The following is a 22911-nucleotide window of genomic DNA, read 5'->3' as shown; positions in this document are numbered from 1 at the left end:
AGGCTCAGGATCAAGCCCACCTAGCAAGGCCATGGCGAAAGCAGAGACTTCCGACGAATATGCCCGCGGACGGCGGGATGGTTTGCGACTGGCTTTGTCGATCCTGGAGGCGGAGGAGGCCAAGTGGGAGGCGCTGCTCGGGGAGAGTGCGTCCTGGCGAACCAATGCGACGCGTTCGATCCGTCACAAGGCGTATCAGGTCGCCCGCAAACGGGTGCAGACGGCGCTGAACCGCCTATTGCCCAAGGACGCCTCCGCCCTGCCGGTCGAAATCGCCACGATGATCGAGCGGGTCGGGCTTTAGCAAGGACGCCGTCGGGATCGTCGCAGTCCGGTTTTATCGGCTGATGGACCATAACCCGGTGCCATCCGTTCCAAGCCCATGGCTCTCGCGCACGGCATCGACATGGGACGGGACATGGAAACGGACGTGGGAGGGCGTGCCGACTGGTTACCGCGCCGGCTGCTCGTCACGCGCTCCTCCATGGGGTTCGAACATGGTCGATCGATCGTGGCGCGCGCGGAGGCCCGGGGCGTCGAGGTTGTCCCGCTGAGCGGCGACCGCCTGGCGCTCGATCTGCCCGATGATCCCCGCCGTGCCTATGCCATCGCCAAATCGACGCTGGCGCTGGTCGTAGCGTCGCCATCGAAGCGACGGCTGCAGCCTATCGCTCCCAGCGCCGACTGGCGTGTCGATCTGGCAGAGGGGTGTCCGGCGCATTGCAGCTATTGCTATCTGGCCGGGTCGCTGAAGGGGCCGCCGATCACGCGGGTCTATGCCAATCTCGACGAGATACTTGCGGGCCTGCCACCCTATCTCGGTGCTGGCGGCGTGACGTCGAAAGACCGGCACCGGATGCATGAAGGAACGACCTTCGAGGCCTCCTGTTACACGGATCCGCTGGTGCTGGAGCCGATCACCGGCTCTCTGTCAGCGGTAATCGCATGGTTCGGACAATGGGAAGCACCGGCCCAGCTTCGCTTCACCAGCAAATTCGCCAATGTCGCGCCCTTGCTCGACATCGCGCATCATGGGCGGACCCGGATGCGCGCCTCGATCAATCCTGCGATGTTCGCGCGTTTCGAAGGCGGCACCGCGCCGGTCGCCGCGCGGCTGGCGGGACTGCGGCGGATGGCGCTGGCGGGATATCCGGTCGGCCTGACGATCGCGCCGATCATCGCGGCGACGGGCTGGCGCGAGGCTTATGGCAGGTTGCTGGCCGATGCGGCGGCCGCGCTTGCCGAGGTGCCCGACCTGGACCTGACCATTGAGTTGATTACGCATCGCTTCACCGCGGGCTCAAAGGCGGTGCTGGACAGCTGGTATCCGGGGTCATCGCTCGACATGGGTTTGAGCGGCCGGACCACGAAGCGGACGAAATTCGGGTCGGAAAAGCAGGTCTATGACGCCGCGACCATGCGCGATCTGCGCGGCTTCTTTGCGGAACGGATCGCGTCGGCATTGCCCCTGGCGCGCGTCCTGTACTGGACATGACCATATTCTTCACCGCCGATACGCATTTCGGCGATCATCGCACCATCAACATCCAGAAGCGTCCGTTTGACAGCGTGGCCGAAATGGACAGCGTGTTGATCGAACGGTGGAACGGGACGGTCGCCCCCGACGATATCGTCTGGCACCTCGGCGACGTCGCTCGGCGGCCGGCCGACGTGCCCACGCTGCTCGCGCGGCTTAACGGGATCAAGCACCTGCTGCGCGGCAACAACGATCCGGACGAGACGGTCGCAGCGCAAGGCTGGGCGAGTGTCGGCGACTATGCGGAGATCGAGGTGGACGGCCGCCGTCTCGTCCTGTGCCACTATCCCTTCCGCAGCTGGAATGGCCAGCACAAGGGCGCGCTCAACCTTCATGGCCATAGTCATGGAAGGCTGAAGCCGATGCCGCGACAATATGATGTCGGCGTCGACCCTCACCATTTCGCTCCGGTTTGCCTGGGGCAACTGATCGCCCCCGCCTAGGCGGACAGCATCTCTCCCACGCGTCGTTCGAGTTCCAGCACGTTGAAAGGCTTGGTCAGGACCTCCATGCCTTCGTCCAGATGCCCCGCCCCGACGGCGGCGTTGGCAGCATAGCCGGTCACGAACAATATCCGGAGGGACGGGCGGACGGCGCGGCCCGCATCGGCGACCTGGCGACCGTTCAGACCGCCCGGCAGGCCGACATCGGTGACGAGCAGATCGATGCGCTCGTTCGATTGCAGCACGGATACCCCCATCGGGCCATCGCTGGCCGTCAAGACGCGATATCCGGCATCGCGCAGCACTTCGCTGACCAGATCCCGGATCGCGTCCTCGTCCTCGACCAGCAGGATCGTCTGCCCTTCATGCGCGCGGTGCCGTGCGACAGAGACTTCGTGAGGGACGGGCAGGTCATGCTTGCCCATCAATCTCGGCAGATAGAGGCGCATCGTCGTGCCTGCGCCGACTTCGGAATGGATGCGGACCTGACCACCCGACTGACGGACAAAGCCGTAGATCATCGACAGACCGAGCCCGGTGCCTTCCCCAATCGGCTTGGTCGTGAAGAAGGGCTCGAAGACCCGTGCCATCACGTCGGGCGTCATGCCGGTTCCCGTATCCGTGACGCACAGCGATACGTAATCACCCGCGGGCAGATCCTGCGCCGCCGCCGCTCGCTCATCCAGCGGCCTGTTGGTGGTTTCGATCGTCAGCTTGCCGCCATCGGGCATGGCGTCACGCGCATTGATGCACAGGTTCAACAGCGCGCTTTCCAGCTGCGGCGCGTCGACCAGGATCGGCCACAGGCCCGGCGCGGAGACGACATTCACGTCGATGGAGGGGCCGATGGTCCGGACGATGATATCCTTCATCTCCGCGATCAGGCGATCGACATCGGTCGGCTTGGGCGCGAGCGTCTGTCGCCGCGAGAAGGCGAGCAGCCGCTGGGTCAGCGCGGCCGCACGATGGGCGCCACTCTGCGCCATGGTGATATAGCGATCGAGCTGGTCATATTTGCCCTTGGCGATTCGCGCCGCGAGCAGTTCGAGGCCCCCCGTCACCGCCGTCAGCAGATTGTTAAAGTCGTGTGCCAGACCTCCGGTCAGCTGACCGACCGCCTCCATCTTCTGAGCCTGGCGAAGCTGCTCCTCGGCCTGGGCCAGTGCGGCAGCCTGATCCTTCTCGGCCGTCACGTCGCGGCCCGTGGCATAGGTCATGTCGCCCGCCGGCGCGGCATTCCAGGAAATCCAGCGAATCGTGCCGTCCTTGTGCCGATACCTGTTCTGGACTTCCGGCCTGCCGCCCCTGGCGGCAAGTTCATAGGCGTCCGTCGTTTGGGCATGATCCTCGGCGACGACGAACTCGTTGACGTGATGGCCGACGAGTTCCGCCTGACTATAGCCCAGCAGGGTGGTCCAGGCCGGATTGACCCGCCGGACGACGCCCTCGAAGTCGATGACCAGCATCAGGTCCGGCGAGGTGTCCCACATGCGATCGCGCTCGGCGGTGCGTTCCGCGACCTCGTCCTCCAGCGTCTCGTTCATGCGCTGAAGCGCTTCCTCGGCCCGCTTGCGCTCGGTGATGTCGATCGAGGAGCCGACCAGCCCGACGACATGGCCGGCGGCATCGCGGAACGGCGCCTTGGTCGACAGCCAGATCGCATCCGTTCCGTCGGGAAAGCTGACCTTCTCCTCCAGAACTTCCGTCCGGCCTTCGGACATCACGCGCCGGTCATTGGCCATGACGACCTCCGCCTGGGCCGCGTCGTCCAGAAATTCCAGGTCGGTCCGTCCGATGATCGCCTCGATCGGCTTGCCGACCAGTTCCACCGTTCCGCGATTGGCGGCCAGCATCCGGCCCGCGCTATCCTTGGCATAGACGACGCCGGGCACCGCCTCCATCACGGCGGCCAAGAGCGCATTGGCGTGGCGCAGCGCATCCTCCGCCGCGCGACGGTCGGCGATGTCGATGACCGAACCGATATAGCCCAGAAACTGGCCGTCCGGCCCGAACCGTGGCGAAGCCGCATCGATCGCCCAGCCATAGGAGCCGTCCGCGCGGCGCAGGCGATAGTCGATGCGGCAAGACGTATGCGTCGTATTCGCCTGCTCGAAAATGCGCGCCACCTCGGCCCTGTCGTCAGGATGGGTGGCGTCGAGCCAGCCATGCCCCAGGGCCTCCTCATATGCCTGCCCGGTATATTCGTACCAACGGCGGTTGAGATAGGTGCAATGGCCGTCCGCATCCGTGACCCACATCATGACGGGCGCATGGTCGGCCATGTTGCGGAACCGGTCCTCGCTGTCGATGAGCTCCGCCCTGGCGCGGGCAAGTTCGGCGGCGCGTTCCCAGTCCTCGGTCTCGTTCCGGCCGATCTTCAGGAACCCGATGATCCGGTCATCCGCGTTCCGGATCGGATGGGTCGATCCATTGAGGAACACGAGCGAGCCATCGGGCTTGCGGTGCCAGCGGACGTCCGGGGCGTAACCTTCCGATGCGGCGCGAGCGAATTCCTGAGCCGGGATACCCTCGGCGCGATCCTGGGTCAGAAAGATGTCGTCGATCGATCGGCCCAGCGCTTCGCCGGTGGTCCAGTCGAAAATGGTCTGGGCACCGGCCGACCAACTGGTGATTCGTCGATCGTTATCCGTGGCGATGATGGCATAGTCCCGTGCGCTGTCGAGGATCAGTTGCAGCCGTTCCTCACCCACGCGGAGCGCTTCGTTCTTCCGGTCCAGCTGCTCGACGGTGCGCCGCAGATCGAGTTGCGCCATCACCTGTCGGGCAAGGACCCGGAGGGTTTCCTGCTGCACCTCGCTGAAGGGGCGCGGCCGATAGTCCAGGACGCAGAGCGTACCGATCGCCAGCCCATCTTCGGTCTTCAGCAACGCTCCCGCATAGGCGCGGATATGCGGCTCGCCCGTGACAAGCGGATTGCACGCGAACCGCGCGTCCTTGCTCAGGTCGGGGACGATCAGCAACTCTTCTTCCAGCAGCGCATGGGCGCAGAAGGAACTGTGCAGCGGGGTTTCGCGCACGCCAAGGCCGACTTCCGCCTTGAAGAACTGACGTCCCTCGCCGACCAGATTCACCACGGCGATCGGCGTATCGCATAACCGGGCCGTCAGCGCGGCCAGCTCGTCGAACGTCGGTTCGCGCGGTGTGTCCATCACGTCGTAGCGATCCAGTGCCGCAAGCCGGAGCATCTCACGATCGTCGTTGTCGTTACCGTTCTTCAATGGTCCAGCCCTGGCATCGAGGGGATAAGGCGCAATTGGGATGACCGACTTGCCTTACCCGCGCAACTGTACGCGAAATGCGACCCTTGGCTATGGCTCGGCCCACTCCGCCAAACGATTTCATCCGTATCGGTCGTTATCGTGGCTTAGCCCGACGGCACGAAAAAAAGACATCAATAATCAAATGGTTAACGAGGGCGCTCTTGACATGACGAGCGCGATGGACAGCGCGGTTGCGCAGGCTGGGATCCGGTTCGAACGGGATGTCGTCAGCAGGTCACCCTGCCGCTCATCCTATCGCTCGGGTGGCCGGGGCGCGTCGGCCTCCGCAGCCGGCGCCGCGTCCGGATCCGGACGGGGCAGGTCCACCTTGATGTCCACCCGCCTGTTCTTGTCGCGCCCCTCGGGATCGTCCGAACCGTCGAGCTTACGGTTCGGCGCGATGGGGCGGGCTTCGCCCATCGCGATGACGGTGATGCGATCGGGGGACGTGCCCTTTTTCACAAGATAGTCGCGAACAGCCTCGGCACGGTGGCGGGACGAAACCAGATTGGCTGCGTCGGAACCGCTGGAGTCGCTGTGTCCCCAAAGGGTGATGGGGCCGCCCAGCTGGAAGGTGGGATCGGTCACGAGCGTGTCGAGCACCGCGAGGCCTACCTGGTCCGGCTGCGCGCCCTTGGCCGGGAAGGGGATGGTACGCTCGATCGGCTCGGGGCGGGGGGTGGGCGTGGGGGTGGGTTCAATATCAGGGCGGATGATCGACTTCGTTTCGACAGGAGCCTCTGCCACCATGTTATTGTCGATCATCGCCGCATTGACCTCGGCCAAGGTTTCCGCCGTTTCGTTCGTCACGCCCTTGCCGCCGGGCTGGCACGCGGCCAGGCTCAGGCCGATCGCCGTCGCCGCAAAGGGGGCGACGCCCCGATATTTCCGCTTCGAGATCGTCATGCCATGGCCTCCCCGTTGTGGAATGAATTCCTGCTTTCCGAATCCGCGTGGCGCGACGGTCCGTAGGACACGACGATATCACCATTTTGCGGCGTCGGTCGCGCGGCGTGCGTGAAGAAGCGGATGCGACCGTCCTTGCGCAGTACGAAGAGCATGTCCGCTTCGTCGGGCAGCGTCGAGCGGGCGCTGTCGAAGTTGAACTGCTCGCTGATGCGCGTCTTGCGGAAGGTCCAGCCCGCCGCCTCGCGCTGAAGGATGTCCTCCACGCCATGCCCGGCGGTGAACATGGCGCGCCCGCGCAAGGCCTCGGGCAGGCTGCGATGATCCTCGTCATCGCCGCTGCCGCCCAGCTGATAGACCGAGTCCCGGCCGATATCATGCGCGAACTCGTTGCAGACCAGCGCGTTATAGGCTTCGTTTTCGGTCGTCGAAACCATCACTTGAAACTGGCTGAGATCCAGCCGCTCTTCGGTCGTCTCGGCCAGGATCTCGCCATGATAGGTCTCGATTCCGGCTTGGCGCGGGCTTGCCAGTCGTTGCCAACTGGTGTCGGCGATCATGACGGGAAGGCCCAGGGACTGGATCTGGCGGGCCAGCGACATGCTCCACGGCGTGCTGCCGACGATCAGCAACCCCTTTTGCGCCGCCCCCGTAACCTTGAGCCACCGGGCGACGAAGCGGATACTGAAGCCATGGGCGATGATCGTCGCGACGACCACCGCAAAGGAGAGGGTTACGAGGATGTTGCCATTGCCATAGCCCAGCTGGTCAAGCCGCAGCGCGAACAGGCCGGACACCGCCACCGCGACGACACCGCGCGGTGCGATCCACGCGATCAGCAGGCGTTCGTTCCACGGCAATTTGCTGAAGGCCAGCGCGATGAGCACGGTGGCGGGGCGGACCAGGAACAATAGGGCCAGCAGAAAGGCCGCGAAGCGCCATTCGAACAGCCGCAACACCTCGAAATCCAGCGAGGCGGAGAGCAGGACGAACACGCCGGAGATCAGGAGGACCGTCACATTCTCCTTGAAGGGATGAATGTCGCGCAGCGAATCCAGCCGCATATTGGCGATCGCCACACCCATGACCGTCACCGCGAGCAGCCCGGTTTCCTGCTGGATCAGGTTGGATAGAACGAAGGTGCCGATGACCGCGACCAGCAGCACCGGCGCCTTCAGATATTCGGGCACATGCCCGCGCGGAAAGGCCCAGGCGATCGCGCGCGCCATGGCATAGCCGATCAGTCCCGACACCACCGCCGCGCCCAGCAGCGCGGTGACGACCGATAACAAGGTGCCCCCTTCGTCGACCCGGCGGAGATATTCATAGGTGATGACGGCACAGAGCGCGCCGAACGGATCGTTGACGATCGCTTCCCATTTCAGGATCGCGCGGGGCCGGGCGGCGATGTTACTCTGGCGCAGCAGGGGGATGACGACCGTCGGACCCGTCACGACCAGGATGCCCGCAAACAGGATCGCCACCGGCCAGACCAGCCCGGCGACATAGTAACAGGCCAGCGCGCCCAGCACCCAGCCCAGCGGGATACCGACCATCATCAACCGGGTCACGGCGCCTTCCGTCTTGCGCAGCTCGCGGAAATTGAGGCTCAGCCCGCCCTCGAACAGGATCAGTGCGACGGCGACCGAGATCATCGGCTCCAGCAGGTCGCCGAACGTGTGTTCGGGCACGATCAGGCCGGTGATCGGACCGGCGACGACCCCTGCCGCCAGCATCAGCGCGATCGCCGGCCATCCGGTCCGCCAGGCTATCCACTGCGCGCCTATCCCCAGAATACCGATCAGCGCAAAGACAAGGGCTTGTTGTTCCATAGGGGCACTAAACTTCCGGAACACGCAAAGGTAACCGAGGATATGACATCCCGGCGGCGGCGTCGCTTGCGACGGGCCAGCAGGGGCTCCATCGGCCGTCCGGGATTTTCCTTGTTTTCGAACGGCTCCGATGACGTTCGGACGCGTTCTATGGCGTGACCGGCCGGATTGCGTCGGCCACGGGAAAGGAGCCGTCATGTCCGATCACCCCAGCCAGTCTCCCGATGCGCAGGCGGCCACGCCCGGCGGAGAGGCTGGCACCGACACGCCGTCCTCCCGTCCCGACCATCGCCCGGCGGATGAAAAATCCGTGCCGGAACGCGCCGAAGACGAAGCCGCGGCGCTCGGCGACTTTGCCTGAACGCCGCCATAGGCGCGCAGGCCGACCAGTTCACAATCGGGAGTGCCAAATATGGATGATGAACGCCTCTGGAGCTTTGAGGAAAGCCTCTGGACCCAAGGCCCGGACAATTACCGCGAAAAGGTCGATGCCGAGGTGGTGATGGTCCTGCCTCGGCCGCCCTTCGTGCTGAGGGGCGATGTGGCGGTATCGGCAGTGGCCGACACGCCCGTCTGGGACAGCGCAGAGCTGAGCGAACGGAACGTCTCGCGCCCGCAGGAGGGCCTGATCGTCATCGGCTATCACGTCGCGGCCAGCCGCGGCGACGAGACCTATGAAGCTTATTGTACGTCGGTCATCCGGCGGCTCGAACATGAGGTCTGGCGCGTCGTGCAGCATCAGCAGACACCAAGGCTGACCAAGCCTCTGGCCGAGGCGTAACGGCGGGAGTTGGGCACGGCCGGAGGAATGTTTTCGGTCGTGCCCCCCGCGGCCCGCTTTCCGGGCGTCCGATGCACGATCGACGGCAGTTCCATGCCTTGCCGGTTCCTGGAAGTTCGGCCAGGATCGTGCCTGGTGACGCCGCCATGAGCCTGGCGGACGCCGAGCCCTTCCCGTAGATGAGTGTCGCCCGCCAATGGCCCGCAATCGCTATTATGACGGACCGCCGACTGACCATTTCGACGGCGTACGTTTCTTCAATCCGGGACAGGCCGCTACCGATCGCGGGCTTCGCGCCGTGCTGCGCTGGAAGCTGGCGGGGGGCGCCGCGACATGGCCGAGGTCGGTGCCGGTGGTGCCCGCCAAGCCCGAGCCGCGGGTGGACGGCCTGTGCGTGACGATGGTCGGCCACGCGACATTGCTGATCCAGGCCGCCGGGACCAATATCCTGACCGATCCCGTCTGGTCGGACCGGGCCAGCCCCTTTCGCCGCATCGGCCCCAAGCGGGTGAGCGCGCCGGGGATCGCCTTCGATGACCTGCCGCCGATCGATATCGTCGTGCTCAGTCACGGGCATTACGACCATCTCGACATCGATACCCTTGGCCGGCTGCACGCGAAGTACGAGCCGGTGATGGCCATGCCGCTCGGCAATGATGCGATCGTGCGGCGGGCGATACCCGGCGCTCGGTGCATGACGGCCGACTGGTGGGATCACCTGGACCTGGGACGGGGCGTCACCACGACGCTGACGCCGGCCTATCATTGGTCGAACCGCTGGCCGGGCGACACGCGGATGATGCTGTGGGGCGGTCATTATCTGCGGACGCCGGCCGGATCGGTCTGGTTCGCCGGCGACACCGGCTATGGCGATGGCCGTATCTTCGATGAGGTTCGCACGCGCCTGGGCTCCCCGGAGGTCGCGCTCATTCCGATCGGCGCCTATGCCCCGCGCTGGTTCATGGCCGCCCAACATGTCGATCCAGCCGAGGCGGTACGGATTTTCACGGACGTAGGTGCGCGAAGGGCTCTTGGTATCCACTGGGGGACGTTCCAGCTGACGGACGAAGCGCGAGAGGCGCCCGCGGTGGAACTGGCATCAGCTCTCCGCGATGCCGATATTCCTTCGGAGCGCTTCGTCGCCGCGGAACCCGGATGCGCATACGCCTTCGCCTGACGGACCATGATGGCCGTCCAATGCTCGGCAAAGCTGGTGGATAGGACAAGCCTAGTGTGCCTGGGTGGATGCGGCGCGGAAGGCGAGGGGCGACCCGCCGCCCAGTGCCCGGGCCAGGGCGGCACTGGCAATCAGGCGTCCGGTCTGAAGTGACAAAGCTATCTGCTGGTCTCGAAGCAGATTTTCCTGGGCCGTGGCAACGTCGAGATAGGTGGCGGCGCCCTTGATATAGCGGTCCAGCGCGATCTGACTGGTGCTGGTGGCGGATGCCACCGCCTGGGCTTGGGCGGCCTGGGCATCATCGAGGTGATGAAGCGTGGCGAGAGCATCTTCGACATCCTGGAACGCTCCCAAGGCGCGGCTGCGATAGTCGGCTGCGGCCGCATCCCAGTCGGCCCGCGCGGCGGAGACATCGGCGCGGCGTTTTCCGCCATCGAACAGGTTCAGGATCGCACCTGGTCCGATCGCCCAAAAGAGATTGGGGGCGGCGACCAGTCCCGCCAGCGCCGTGCTTTGAAATCCTCCCGCGCCCCCCAAAGTGACTTGGGGGAAAAACGCCGCCTTGGCGACGCCGATCCGCGCATTGGCCGCCGCCATGCGCCGCTCCGCCGCCGCGACGTCGGGACGCCTTGCGAGCAGCGTCGAGGGCAGGCCGACCGGAATCACCGGCAGATCGAGCGGGCTGTCGCGACGCGGAATGGAAAAGGTCGAGGCGGGTTGCCCGACCAGGCTGGCGATCGCATGTTCGGTTACGGCGCGCGCCGCCTGCAATTCCGCATATTGCGCGCGTGCTTCGCCCAGCAGAGCACCCGCACGCCCGACATCCATGCCGGTCGCGATGCCGCCGCGGAACCGGTTGCGAGTCAGCGCGTCGGCCTTGGCAAAGGCGTCGATCGTCTGCGCCAGCAGCGCAAGCTGCTGGTCCTGCCCCCGCAAATGCACGAAGTCGGTTGCCAGTTGCCCTTGCAGGGCGAGCTTCACCATCGCCGCATCGTCCCGGCTGGCTTCCGCGAGCGCGCGGCCGGAGGCAACCGAGTTGCGCACCCGTCCCCACAGATCGGCCTCATAGGATAGGTCGCCGCCCAACGTTGCGGCCGTATAGAAATCGGGCTGTGATCCGCCGCGTAGCGGGCGCTCGTCCGACTGCCGGTTACGGGTCAGGCTGGGCGTCAGCTCGACGCGGGGGAACAGCCCCGAACGTGCGCCGGCCAGGGTCGCGCGGGCCATGTCGTAACGCGCCAGCGCCGCCGCCAGCGTCGGATTGTCGCGGTCGATCAGCAATTCCAGCTGGTCGAGCAGCGGATCGCCAAAGCCTTCCCACCAGGCAGCGGGTGGGACGGCGGCCGCCGCGTCGACGGGTTTCCACACGGGGTCCCCGGCTGTCGGCAACTCCTTGAAGGCGACCGGAGCCGGCATGACCGGCGGATGGTAGGCGGGGGCCATCGAACATCCGCCCAGCAGCGTCAACATCGCCGCTGCCAGCCAGGGGGAAAGGGGCTTAGCCATGGTTGTCGGCCCCCACGCGAACGAGTTCACCCTTTGCCAGCGAATCCGGCGGATTGTCGACGATCCGCTCGCCGGGCTTCACGCCGGAGAGGATCTGGACGGTCGGGCCATCGTCCTGCCCGATCTGGACCCTGTGCATCATGATGCGACCCTGTGGCCCCACCGTCGCGACTTGCGCGCCGTCCGGGCCGAACAGGATCGCACTCGACGGCACCTGCGCCACTCCCGGGTGTCCGGGCAGGTCGAAGCGTACCTGGGCATATCCGCCGGGCTTCAATATGCCGTCGGGATTGTCGGCGAGCAGCTGGACACGAAACGCGCCGGATTGCGGGTCGACCGCGCTCGACAGCCCCGCGACCGTAGCGGTGAACCGGCGCCCCGGATAGGCGGGGACATTCAGCGTCGCGGTCATGCCCGGCTTGATCGTCGCGGACAGCGACTGGGGGACGTTGACATAGACCCGGATGCGGTGGGTGTCGGCGACGCCGAACATCGGCGCCTGGGCAGCGGCACCGGGGCCGACCAGATCGCCGACCTCGGCATTGCGCGCGGTCACGACGCCGGCAAAGGGCGCGCGGACCACGGCATAGCGCTTCATCGCCTCCAGCCGCGACAGCGCGGCGCGCGCCTCGGCGACACCGGCCGTCTTGACGGCAAGATCACCGTTTTTCTCATCGACTTCCTGTTTGGAAACCGAGGAACTGGTCAACAGATCGGCCCAGCGCGCCGCCGTGCTGCGCGCGAGCTTTTCGTGCGCGAGGGCACTGGCGAGCGCCGCGCGGGCCTGACCGATCTGCTCGTCCAGCTCGGGCGTGTCGACCACGCCCAGGGGCTGACCCGCCGCCACGCGCGCCCCGATGTCCTGCGACCAGCTGCGCACATAGCCGCTGATACGGGGAAAGAGCCGTGCGGCTTCCCAAGCCTCCAGCGTGGCGGGCAGGTCCAGAGCATCGGTCGCCGCACCATTTTTGACGGCGACCAGGTGGACGGTCGGAATCGCGTTGGCCGTAGACCAGCTTGCCGCCGCGGCGACATCATGGCTGCGGGTCAGGGTTCCCACACCCACGATGCCGATCCCCAGGACGGCGGCGGTGAGGCCTGCGATCTTCAGGCCCTTGGGCGCGGGCGTGTCGGCCGACACAGCGGGGGCCGGGGCGGCGTCATGCATGGATGGCTTCTCCGATGGGCGTAAGGGGGGAGGGCGCGGCCGCCTTCTGGCGGCGGTGCGCGATGGCGAAGACGACGGGAACGAAGACGAGGGTGGCAAGCGTGGCGCACAACAGGCCGCCGATGACGGCACGGCCGAGCGGCGCGTTCTGTTCACCGCCTTCGCCCAGCCCCAGCGCCATGGGAGCCATGCCGATCATCATCGACAGGGCGGTCATCAGCACCGGTCGGAAGCGGGCGGCGCCCGCCTCCATCGCCGCCTGGATCGCATCGCCGCAATCCGCCAGCCGTTCGCGGGCGAAGCTGACCACCAGCACGCTGTTCGCGGTCGCCACGCCCATGCACATGATGGCGCCGGTCAGGGCGGGGACGCTGAGCGGCGTGTGCGTCGCGAACAGCATCCACACGATCCCGGCGAGTGCGGCGGGCAGGGCGGAGACGATCACCAGCGGATCGATCCAGCTCTGGAAGTTCACGACGATCAACAGGTAGATCAGGATGACCGCACCCGCGAGGCCGAGGATTAGGCCGGTGAAGGCGGTGTTCATCGTCTCCACCTGTCCTCGCATCGCGACGGTCGCGCCCTTGGGCAACTGGCTTTTGGTTTCGGCCAGCACCTTGTTGATGTCGGCGGCGACCGCGCCCAGATCGCGCCCCTGCGGCGTCGCATAGACGTCGAACACCGGCTGCACCGCATAGTGCGAGACGAGCGCGGGGCTGGGTTCGCGGTGCAGCGTGCCCAGCGCTTGAAGCGTCTGGAAGCTGCCCGGCGTGCTGCCCGTGATCGGCAGGTTGTCGATCTGCTCGATGGTGCTGGCGCGGTATTGCGGGGCCTGCACCACGATCGGATAGGATACGCCGTTCTTCGGGTTGAGCCAGAAGGTCGGCGCGACCTGCGAGCTGCCCGCCAGATTGACCGACAGGCTGCGCGTCACGTCGTTTTCCGTGATGCCCAGGCGGCTGGCCTGCGCACGGTCCACGTCGACCGCATATTCGGGATAGTTGGATGCCTGTTGCAGGCGGACATCGGCCAGCCCCGGGATTTTCGCCAGTCGGGCGACGAGCATCCGGGCATAGGCCTCGTTCCCTTTGGTGTCGGGGCCTGCGACCTGCACGTCGATCGGTGCGGGAGAGCCGAAGTTCAGGATCTGGCTGACGATATCGGCGGGCAGGAAGGCGAAGGACGAACCCGGGAAATCACGGGGCAGCTGCTCGCGCAGCGCCTTGACCAACTCGGCGGTCGGGCGGTGGTCTTCCTTCAGCGTGACCAGAATGTCGCCGTCCTGTGGACCCACGCCCCCGGTGTTGGAATAGGCGCGGTTGATGCCGCTGACCGGCAGGCCGATATTGTCGACGATGGTGTCGAGCTGGTCGGCGGGAATGACCTGGCGGATGCGGTCCTCGATATGGTCGAACAGCGCCGCCGTCTCCTCGATCCGGGTGCCGACGGGGGCGCGGACGTGGAGGCTGATCTGGCCTGCATCGACCGCGGGGAAGAAGTTGCGACCCAGCATCGGCACCAGCGCGAACGACATCAGCACCACGATCATGAAGCCGATGACGAAGGGCCGCCGCCGGGCGAGCGCGAAGGCGAGGAGGCCGGAATAATAGCTGCGCACCGCCTCGAACCGACGCTCGAAGCCATGCTGGAATCGGCGCAGCGGATTGCGGCTCTCCGGGCGTCCGGCCTGCGCGTCATGCGCCACCATCACCTCGGCGGTGTGGGCGCTGGCATGATCGCGCAGCAGGTAGTTGCCCATGGTCGGCACCAGCGTGCGGGACAGGATGAACGAGGCGATCATCGCGAACACCACCGCCATCGCCATCGGCGCGAACAGGAAGCCCGCGACGCCCGGCAGGAAGAACATCGGGACGAAGGCGATGCAGATGCACAGCAGCGAGACGAAGGCGGGGCCGACGATCTGCTTGGCACCGTCCAGGATCGCCTCGCGCACCGGCTTGCCCTGTTCCAGGTGCCAGTTGATGTTCTCGATCGTGACGGTCGCGTCGTCGACCAGGATGCCGACCGCCAGCGCCAGTCCGCCCAGCGTCATGATGTTCAGCGTCTGCCCGGCCAGCGCCAGCCCGGCGATGGCGGCCAGGATGGCGAGCGGGATCGACGCGGCGATGATGACCGTCGAGCGCCAGGAGCCGAGGAACAGCAGGATCATCAGGCTGGTCAGCGCGGCGGCGATCACGCCCTCGCGCATCACGCCCGACACCGCCGCCTTCACGAACACCGACTGGTCGGACAGGAGCTTGACGTTCAGGTCCGGCGGCAGCGTCGCCTCCAGCTTGGGCATCAGCGCCTTGACCTGATCGACGATAGCGATGGTCGAGGCCGAACCGCTCTTCAGCACCGTCATCAGGACCGAGCGCGCGCCGTCGACGCGCACTTCGTTGCGCTGCGGCGGCGATCCGTCGCGGACATGCGCCACGTCGCGCATCAGCACGGTGGTCCCGTCGATCGTCTTGATCGGCAGGTCGTTGAGATCGTCGATCGCGTCGGGGCTGTTGTTCAGACGGAGATTATACTCGTACTGGCCGATCCTGGCGGTTCCGGCGGGCACGATCTGGTTCTGCTGCGCCAGCGCGTTGGCGACATCGGTCGCCGACAAGCGGTGCGCCTGAAGCGCGGCGGGATCGAGGTCGATCTGGATCTGGCGTTCCTTGCCGCCATAAGGCGAGGGGATCGCGGCGCCCTGCACCGACGCCAGCGCCGGGCGGATCATGTTCTGGCCAAGATCGTAGATCTTTTGCTCGGACAGTCCCTGGCCGGACAGCGCGAGCTGAAGGATCGGCACGGTCGACGCGTTGTAGTTCAGGATCAGGGGCGGGGTGATGCCCGGCGGCATCTGCTTCAACACGGTCTGCGAGGCGGACGTCACCTGCGCGGTGGCGGTGCGGATGTCGACGCCGGGGCGGAAGAAAATCTTCACGATGCCGACGCCGGACAGCGACTGGCTTTCAATATGGTCTATATCGCCCACCGTCGCCGACAACGACCGCTCGTAATAATAGATGACGCGTCCCGACATGTCGCGCGGCGGCAGGCCGCGATAGGTCCATACCGCCGCGATCACCGGGATGCGGATGTCGGGGAAGATGTCGGTCGGCGTCTCGACGGCCGCGATACCGCCTCCCAGCACGATCAGGATCGCAAGGACGACGAAGGTATAGGGCTTGCTGAGGGCGAGCTTGACGAGTTGAAGCATGGGCGTCCCGTGACCGTCAGGGATGGGCGGTATCGGCGACGGCGCGGGGATCAGGGGGTGGGGAACCCGCAGCGCGTCGCCGACGGGTGCTCATCGCGCCATTCGGGGGCACAAGCGACTTAAATGAATTTCACTCGCGCCGGGGAAGCGAGATCCGCACGCAAAGGCCCGGGCGGGCATCGGACAGATCCAGGCGAAGACCGTGCAGGTGCAGGATCGCTACGACAACGCTCAGGCCCAGGCCGCTGCCGGCGATCTCCTGCACGCCCTGTCCCCGGTGGAAACGACGAAGCACCGCATCGCGCTCTTCGGGCGGAATGCCGGGTCCGTCGTCACGGACCTCTATGGCGTCGCCGCGCTCATCCTCGATCAGGGCAATCTCGACCCGGCCGCCGGGACGTCCGAACTTGATGGCATTGTCGAGCAGGTTGCTGAGCGCCTCGAACAGCAGCTTGTCGTCGCCTTCGACCGACCAGGACCGGGTCGCGACCGACAGGGTGATCGCGCGATCCTCCGCCAGCGGCTCGTAGAGTTCGGCGACCTGCGCGACGAGCTTGCCCAGATCGACCGAGCGGAACCCGGCCCGCCGCCGGCCTGCTTCCAGTTCCGAGATGCGCAACAAGGCGGCGAACCGCTCCAGCACCAGGTCAAGATCGGTGGTCGCCTGCCGGATTCCGGCCGCCACTTCGGTCGCGTCATGGGGCCGGTGGTGGAGGGCGTTGAGGGTCGCGCGGACGCGGGTCAGGGGGGTGCGCAGATCATGGGCGATGGCATCGGTCGCACCCTTGACCTGGGCGACGACGCGGCCGACCTCCGCGACCGTGGCGTTCACCGTCGTCGCGAACTGGTCGAGTTCGTCATGTCGTCCCGCGATGGGCATCCGCACCGAGAAATCGCCCGCCGCGATCTCCCGGCTGGCCCGTTGCAGCGCACGGACCCGGCGGAGCGGTGCCCGACTGAACCCGATCGCCGCCGCTGCGACGCAGAGCAGGGTCAGCAGGCCGCTGACCGTCAATGTTTCCAGGATGGTATGGCGCAGGTCGCGCAGCAGGCTGATGTCGCGCCCGACCAGCAGCGTCTCGCCCTCGCGTGTGCGCAGCGCGACCAGGCGGAAAGGCCCCCGTGATCGGCTTTCGGCATCGACCGGATGGCCAGGGGGCAGCGGGTGCAGCAGGCGGACATTGCCGACGACCAGGGTACCGTCGGCCGCGACCAGCGACAGATAGTTGAAACCGGCCCGGTCGCGCCGCAGCTCGTACCGGATGCGATCGGGCAATTGGTCGGCGGGAACCTGCAACAGGCGTTGTGCGGTGGCATGGAGGATTCGGTCGCTGCGCGCGGTCAGATCGCGTGCGGTCGCGACATAGACCACGCCCAGCATCGCGATCAGCCCGATGACGAACACGGCCCCGAGCATCGCCGAGAGGCGGAACGTGCTGATCCGCACGACGTCGCGCCAGCGCAGCGGATCGTCAGCCCTCGAAGAGATAGCCCTCTCCCTTCACCGTCTGGATCGGCGACGGTCGACCCGGCCGGTCGATCTTCTTGCGCAGCCGGGCGATATGGACGCTGATGAGATTGGCGCCCGGATCGAAATAATAGCCCCAGACCCGCTCGAAGATGATCCGCCGGGTCATCACCTCTCCCTGGTTGCGCATCAGGAATTCGAGCAGCCGGAACTCCATATGCAGCAGCCGCGTCGGCTCGCCGTCCACCTTGACCATGCGGCGGACCAGGTCGCATTCGATCCCGCCGCCACGCAGCACCACCGCCTCGGCTTGTTCGCGCCGCCGGAGCAGCACCTCCACCCGCATCGCCATTTCGGCGAAGTCGAACGGCTTGGTCAGATAGTCGTCGCCGCCCGCGCGAAGCCCCGCGATCCGCTCATCGACATCGCTGAGTGCGCTCAGCATCAGGACGGGGATGGTGATATGCCGCTCCCGCAGGCGCGCGACCAGGGTTAGGCCGTCCAGTCCGGGCAGCATCCGGTCCAGGGTGATCGCATCAAAGGCTTCACGGGTGGCAAGGTCCAGACCGGTATCGCCATCGGCGGCGCGGCTGGCATCATGGCCATGCCGCTTCAGCTCGGCCATGATCGCTGCGGCGGTGGCGTCGTCGTCTTCAATGACCAGGATGGCAGCCATGCCATCGGCATAGCCCTACATCCGCCTCATGGCCAAGCTTCGGTACGGCAGGTGAAATTCATTTAAGTCGGCAGAGCCCGGCTTTTGGACGAGATGGAGCCGATCTCAGCGAACTCACCCGAAAGGCTCCGAATGCGCCGCACCTGCTTATGGATGGCTGTCATCTCGACCGGCCTGATCGCGATCCCGGCATTCGGCGCGCAGGGCGGGAGGGACATGTCCAACGATTGCTTCGACGTGGCCGCGCCGATGGCCGATGCGACTCCCTGCGTCGAGCCCGGTCGCCGCAAATCCCATCATCACGATCGCCGACACCAGAATGCGAGCCAGATCAGCTCCGACACGTTGGTGCCGCACGCGGCGACCCCATCACCGATCCGCGACGGAGCGCATTGAAGGCCCGCCATGACCATGCCTCCACCTCGCCTGACCCATTCCGACCTGCCGGAACCACAAGGTGTCGGGGCGAAAGCCGGTCCAAGCGATCCGGCGGCCGTCACGGCCTGTAGCGAGGTCGAACGGGAAGGCGTGACCAAGCCTTCCCGTTCCCATGATCGTCAGCGCTGAGGGGGAAGCGACGCCGCATCGAGGTCGACGCCAAGTTCCCGCGACCAGAGGCGTAGCGCGCGGCATTGGCTGACGAATGCCCCGGCATCCTGGGTCTTGGCGAGGCTGACAAAGCCTTCGTCCCGTTCCGTCACGCCGGCCGCGTCGAACAGGCCCATGGCCGCCGCGCTGTGGCCGATGAATTTGCAATGGGCAAAGGCATCGGCAACGAAATCCTTGGCCGTCGCATCCTTGGCGAGCATGGCCGCGCCCGCCTCGGACGGCAGGACCGCCACGGCATCATAGAGCACCGAGGGACCGCCATCGACCTTTTGCTGGGCCGCGACTTTCGTCCCGTCATCCAGCGTCACCCCGCCGATCTTGGGCGCCACGACTTCCCAGAGCGCACCCTCCGCTTCGAGTGCCTTTGTGAGGGCGGCGAACAGCTCGGCACGGCTGCCGTCCGTCAGCAGGATACCCATCTTGCGCCCCTTGAAGTCCGCAGGGCCGTTGGAAAGGATGCTGAGCTTGGACGAGGGCGGCAGGTCGAGCGTCGGCTTGGCCGCCTGCGCGGGCTCGGGCAGATCGAGGCCGAGGCCATCGGCGACCGTCGCCGCCAGCCCTTCGTCGATCAGCCGTAGGTGCGACACGGCGCGCGCGCGGATGTCGACCCGTTCGACCTTCGACAGTTCGAATACCAAGGCATCGCCGATATGCTTCTGTTCGATGGGCAACTGACTGACGAAAAATTGCCGCGCCTGGCTGTAATGGTCGGCGAAGGTTTCGGCGCGGATACGCTGCTTGGTCCCCTGCACCTCGGCGGGGAAGCTGCGATAGCCGATCGTCGGATTTTCGCGCGGGCCGCCATCGGCGCCCCAGCTGTTCGGCTCGTAATTGGCGCGCCCCTTGGGGTTGTGCATCGCCATATGGCCGTCCTGCTGGAAATTCATCACCGGACAGCGCGGCGCATTGACCGGGATGTGGGTGAAATTGGGTCCGCCCAGCCGCTTCAGCTGCGTATCGAGATAGGAGAAGTTGCGCCCGTGGAGCAACGGGTCATCCGAAAAGTCGATGCCGGGGACGACGTTCTGGGTACAGAAGGCGACCTGTTCGGTGGCGGCGAAGAAATTGTCCACATTGCGATTGAGGGTCAGCGTGCCGACGATGCGGACGGGCACCTCCTCCTCGGGGATCAGCTTGGTCGAATCGAGATGGTCGAAGGGCAGGCGGTCGGCCGTTTCCTGGTCGAACAGCTGGACACCCAAATCCCATTGCGGAAAGTCGCCGCCTTCGATCGCGGTCCACAGGTCGCGACGGTGAAAATCGGGATCGGCACCGTTGATCTTGACGGCCTCGTTCCACAATACCGACTGCAGGCCCTGGCGCGGCTTCCAGTGGAACTTGACGAAGGTCGACTTGCCCTCGGCATTGACCAGCCGGAAGCTGTGAACGCCAAAGCCTTCCATGGTCCGGAACGAGCGCGGGATCGTCCGGTCGGACATCTGCCACATGACCATGTGCCAGGCCTCGGGGCTTAAGGACGCGAAATCCCAGTAATTGTCGTGGGCCGACTGCGCCTGCGGAAAGGCACGGTCGGGTTCCTGCTTTACGGCATGGACCAGGTCGGGAAACTTGATCGGGTCCTGGATGAAAAACACCGGAATGTTGTTGCCGACAATGTCCCAGTTGCCCTGCTTCGTATAGAATTTGACGGCAAAGCCGCGCACGTCGCGCGCCAGGTCCATCGACCCCTTGTTGCCCGCGACCGTCGAGAAGCGGACGAACACCTCGGTCTGCTGTCCGACCTGGCTCAGCACATCGGCGCGGGTATAATCGGCCAGACTGTCGGTCAGCTCGAAGACGCCGTGCGCGCCGTAACCGCGCGCATGGACCACCCGCTCCGGGATGCGCTCGTGGTCGAAATGGAAGATCTTTTCGCGCAGGATGAAGTCCTCGAGCAGCGTTGGCCCGCGCTCGCCCGCGCGCAGGCTGTTCTGATCGTCTGCAACGGGAACACCCTGCTGGGTGGTCAGGGTGCGGCTCGCATCGTCCGTGCTCTGATGCGTCTCTCCCCCATGGCCCTGAGGCTCGGCATAGCGGGTCGGCTCGCCCGTCTTGCCGCCATCGCGCTTGGTACTCTGGTTCGCCATGATGCTATTCCGTCGTTGAGGGGTATCTTCCTCCCAACGCGCGGATCGGCGGTTCGCCCTCCAACTAAGTGAGTGATATAGATCAAGGCGTCGTGCTGACCTTGACGCATCGCCGCCCGGTCACAAACGGGATGGTCAGAACAGGATGGCGCCACCCGTGACGAGACGCAGATCGGGAGCCGCAGAGTTGAGGCCCGCCGCCGCCAGAATGTCGAGCTGGACGACCTTGGCTGGCCGCCAGGCGGCTGACAGCGCGGCCAAGGCCAGCGTTTCATGCTGGTCGGGGTCGTCGTCACGCTCCAGCGACAGTTCGGCATTGGCCGTGACCTGCTCGGTAAATTTGTAACGCAGGCCGGTGATCTGGCTATAGGCCAGGTGCCGGCCCAGGCCGGATCGGTTCGCTGCCGCATCGGCTTCCCCCGTCACGGCGATGGCGAGCTTTTTCGTCAGCTCATACTGGACAGGGATGATGACCCCCGTCGACCAGGTGCCGGCACCAACGGGATAGCGGCCCGTCGCCGCAGTCGCGAAGACCTGAACGCCCGCCGAGAAGGGCTGTTCTTTTCCCCCGGCCAGATGCTGGCGGATCGCGACGGTCACGTCGCCGGTGCCCGTCACGGTGTCGGTCGCGGCTGCGGTCTTGTCGCGCGTCCGATCCCGGCCATAGCCGACCCAATCGAGCTGCAACTCGGTGTTCTTGCCGACCCCCACACGGGTCAGGATGTCCGCCGTGACGATACGATCCTCTCGCTGGTCCGGCTGATCGTCACGCTGCCAGTCCAGCGCGGAGATCTCGACATGGACCCGCCCCGGCTCGGTCGTGCAGCTTGACCCGCCGAGGTTGGGCCGGGTGGGGCAGAAGCGCGGTTCGTCTTCGGCAAGGGCGGGGGCGCCCATCAAGATGGCCGCAGCGCTCAGCGCCCATCCCTTAATCTTCACCATCGATGCCCCCTTAACCGCTTGATCCCAAAGCCTTGCATCGGTTTGCGTCCGCCATGCAACGACAAAGCCGCCATGGCGGACGCAAGTTGCCCCGGGGCTCGCTCGGCGAGGTCATTTCGGCGTTGGCACCATGGCCCTCATTTTCTGAAGCCGCGCCTCCTGCTCCTTGCGGCCGGGGACGCCCAGCGCCGCTCTCAAGCTGTCCGGTACGATGGTCGGGTCATAGGGTTCCATCGTCGGGCCGGTCGCCTTGGCCGTGATGTACTGCGTTCCGTAAATCTGCTTCTGCCCGATCTTTTGCAGATAGCGGTCGAGTGTCGCCGCCGCGATCCATGTGGCGTCGGCCTTACCCCGCGCGATCGCTGCCAGGGCCAGGCTGTGCGCCAGGAGATAATCGTCAGCGGTGCTGCCATGCTGGAAGATATAAGCCGCCGCATAATAATCTTCAGCCGAGTGAAGCGCTTCCGCCTCCAGCAGCTTTCGTGCAGCGACCCGGCGTTGCAGATCGTCAGCGATCATTTTGGTGACGAAAGCGCGATCGACCGTCTGTTCCGGTCGGATGCCGGCGCGAACAGCTTGATCTGCCTTGAATAGCGCGGCCATGGCGGCATTGTCTGGCGAGCCGGCATTCTGAGCCTGAGCGGCGGATGACAGAGCCAGGCCGAAACCCGACAGCATCATCAGCATCATCAGCATCGTCCGATGAAAATTCGTCATAATCACCCCCTCACGGATTGGGTGCTCATGATTACAACTGTAGTTGATCTTGTCCAATTCTTCCGTCACGGAGGACGGAGCCGCACCCGCGCCCCCAGATGACCATCAGTGGGGGCGCGTGGTGCCGTTCTTGCGCGTCACGATGCCGACGAACCGAATCGTGCGTGTCTGGCGTCGGGCTTAGGGCTTTGACGAGGTTGGTGGCGTGGGGGCCGCATCCCCCGCCTTGCGCAGCGCGTCGATCTCAGCGGCAGTCTTGAAGTCCAGCAGCTCGACCTGGAAAACGAGGTCCGCGTTGGCCGGGATCGGGCCGGAGGCCTGCGCGCCATAGCCGAGGGCGGCGGGGACGCAGAGCCGGACGATGCCGCCCCGACCGGGCAACTGCAATCCTTCCGAGAATCCGGGGATGACTCCGTCGACCGGCATCGGCGTCTGCATGGCTTGATCGAATACCGCGCCCGTTGCCTTCAGATAGGGTCAGGACCCATTGATGTGAGCGTCGCGATCTGATTCAGGCTCCGTGAGGAGACTGGTAATGAGCGACCTGTTTTGGCTGACGGACGAGCA

Annotated in this window: 18 protein-coding genes and 1 pseudogene; 7 read left to right on the top strand and 12 right to left on the bottom strand. The window is 65.8% G+C overall.

Going from position 1 to position 22911, the window contains the following annotated elements:
• Positions 1-31: 31 nt before the first annotated feature.
• The 3 genes from GGR45_RS14945 to GGR45_RS14935 all read left to right on the top strand — a co-directional run bounded on the left by GGR45_RS14945 (position 32) and on the right by GGR45_RS14935 (position 1980).
• Positions 32-304 carry a hypothetical protein gene (locus GGR45_RS14945; protein WP_175312671.1) on the top strand — a complete coding sequence of 91 codons (273 nt, stop codon included), beginning with the start codon at positions 32-34 and terminating at the stop codon, positions 302-304.
• Positions 305-418: 114 nt separating this feature from the next.
• Positions 419-1495 carry an SPL family radical SAM protein gene (locus GGR45_RS14940; RefSeq protein ID WP_175312672.1) on the top strand — a complete coding sequence of 359 codons (1077 nt, stop codon included), beginning with the start codon at positions 419-421 and terminating at the stop codon, positions 1493-1495.
• Positions 1492-1980 carry a metallophosphoesterase family protein gene (locus tag GGR45_RS14935; RefSeq protein WP_175312673.1) on the top strand — a complete coding sequence of 163 codons (489 nt, stop codon included), beginning with the start codon at positions 1492-1494 and terminating at the stop codon, positions 1978-1980. The genes GGR45_RS14940 and GGR45_RS14935 overlap by 4 nt, the downstream gene beginning before the upstream one ends.
• On the opposite strand, the gene GGR45_RS14930 is transcribed toward GGR45_RS14935, so the two are convergent.
• The 3 genes from GGR45_RS14930 to GGR45_RS14920 form a co-directional block, all read right to left on the bottom strand.
• Positions 1977-5219: a PAS domain S-box protein gene (locus tag GGR45_RS14930; RefSeq protein WP_175312674.1), complete on the bottom strand. Its 3243-nt coding sequence runs from the start codon at positions 5217-5219 to the stop codon at positions 1977-1979. The two genes, GGR45_RS14935 and GGR45_RS14930, sit on opposite strands and share 4 nt — an antisense overlap.
• A gap of 294 nt (positions 5220-5513) precedes the next feature.
• Entirely contained in the window at positions 5514-6167 is a 654-nt protein-coding gene (locus GGR45_RS14925) for an OmpA family protein (protein ID WP_175312675.1), read from the bottom strand.
• Positions 6164-7999, bottom strand: coding sequence for a cation:proton antiporter (locus tag GGR45_RS14920; RefSeq protein WP_175312676.1), 1836 nt, complete (start codon positions 7997-7999; stop codon positions 6164-6166). Before GGR45_RS14920 ends, GGR45_RS14925 begins: the two co-directional genes overlap by 4 nt.
• 196 nt (positions 8000-8195) lie before the next feature.
• Here GGR45_RS14920 and GGR45_RS14915 point away from each other — a divergent pair, with 196 nt between their 5' ends.
• From GGR45_RS14915 to GGR45_RS14905, 3 genes are all read left to right on the top strand, one after another.
• Positions 8196-8360, top strand: coding sequence for a hypothetical protein (locus tag GGR45_RS14915; protein ID WP_175312677.1), 165 nt, complete (start codon positions 8196-8198; stop codon positions 8358-8360).
• Between the two features lie 51 nt (positions 8361-8411).
• On the top strand, positions 8412-8780 hold the full coding sequence (locus GGR45_RS14910) for a DUF4440 domain-containing protein (RefSeq protein ID WP_175312678.1): 369 nt from the start codon (positions 8412-8414) through the stop codon (positions 8778-8780).
• A gap of 196 nt (positions 8781-8976) precedes the next feature.
• Positions 8977-9957 (top strand): MBL fold metallo-hydrolase, encoded by a 981-nt coding sequence (locus GGR45_RS14905; protein WP_175312679.1) that lies wholly within the window; start codon positions 8977-8979, stop codon positions 9955-9957.
• Between the two features lie 51 nt (positions 9958-10008).
• Here the strand turns inward: GGR45_RS14905 and GGR45_RS14900 are convergent, their stop codons facing one another.
• From GGR45_RS14900 to GGR45_RS14880, 5 genes are all read right to left on the bottom strand, one after another.
• Positions 10009-11463: an efflux transporter outer membrane subunit gene (locus GGR45_RS14900; protein ID WP_175312680.1), complete on the bottom strand. Its 1455-nt coding sequence runs from the start codon at positions 11461-11463 to the stop codon at positions 10009-10011.
• Positions 11456-12631, bottom strand: a complete 1176-nt coding sequence (locus GGR45_RS14895; RefSeq protein ID WP_175312681.1) for an efflux RND transporter periplasmic adaptor subunit — start codon at positions 12629-12631, stop codon at positions 11456-11458. Before GGR45_RS14895 ends, GGR45_RS14900 begins: the two co-directional genes overlap by 8 nt.
• A complete protein-coding gene (locus GGR45_RS14890) occupies positions 12624-15845 on the bottom strand; it encodes an efflux RND transporter permease subunit (RefSeq protein WP_175312682.1) in 3222 nt (1073 codons plus the stop codon). Before GGR45_RS14890 ends, GGR45_RS14895 begins: the two co-directional genes overlap by 8 nt.
• A 130-nt stretch (positions 15846-15975) precedes the next feature.
• Entirely contained in the window at positions 15976-17292 is a 1317-nt protein-coding gene (locus GGR45_RS14885) for a sensor histidine kinase (protein ID WP_343051201.1), read from the bottom strand.
• A 25-nt stretch (positions 17293-17317) separates the two neighbouring features.
• Positions 17318-17989: a response regulator transcription factor gene (locus tag GGR45_RS14880; protein WP_175312683.1), complete on the bottom strand. Its 672-nt coding sequence runs from the start codon at positions 17987-17989 to the stop codon at positions 17318-17320.
• Positions 17990-18121: 132 nt separating this feature from the next.
• Between GGR45_RS14880 and GGR45_RS14875 the strand changes: the two genes are divergently transcribed.
• A complete protein-coding gene (locus GGR45_RS14875; protein WP_175312684.1) occupies positions 18122-18385 on the top strand; it encodes a hypothetical protein in 264 nt (87 codons plus the stop codon).
• A gap of 161 nt (positions 18386-18546) precedes the next feature.
• Here GGR45_RS14875 and GGR45_RS14870 read toward each other — a convergent pair whose 3' ends face one another.
• The 4 genes and pseudogenes from GGR45_RS14870 to GGR45_RS14855 all read right to left on the bottom strand — a co-directional run.
• Positions 18547-20685, bottom strand: a complete 2139-nt coding sequence (locus GGR45_RS14870) for a catalase (protein ID WP_175312685.1) — start codon at positions 20683-20685, stop codon at positions 18547-18549.
• Positions 20686-20820: 135 nt separating this feature from the next.
• Positions 20821-21627, bottom strand: a complete 807-nt coding sequence (locus GGR45_RS14865) for a transporter (RefSeq protein WP_175312686.1) — start codon at positions 21625-21627, stop codon at positions 20821-20823.
• A gap of 111 nt (positions 21628-21738) precedes the next feature.
• Positions 21739-22401 (bottom strand): hypothetical protein, encoded by a 663-nt coding sequence (locus tag GGR45_RS14860; protein WP_246358246.1) that lies wholly within the window; start codon positions 22399-22401, stop codon positions 21739-21741.
• A 123-nt stretch (positions 22402-22524) separates the two neighbouring features.
• Positions 22525-22803 (bottom strand): annotated as a pseudogene (locus tag GGR45_RS14855) (FKBP-type peptidyl-prolyl cis-trans isomerase); the annotation flags it as partial.
• Between the last annotated feature and the right edge of the window lie 108 nt (positions 22804-22911).

This window comes from Sphingomonas zeae, from assembly GCF_014197135.1.
GTDB classification, from domain to species: Bacteria; Pseudomonadota; Alphaproteobacteria; order Sphingomonadales; family Sphingomonadaceae; genus Sphingomonas; species Sphingomonas zeae.
The sequence above is the reverse complement of the archived record's forward strand: the minus strand, read 5'-3'. Positions and strand labels throughout refer to the sequence as shown.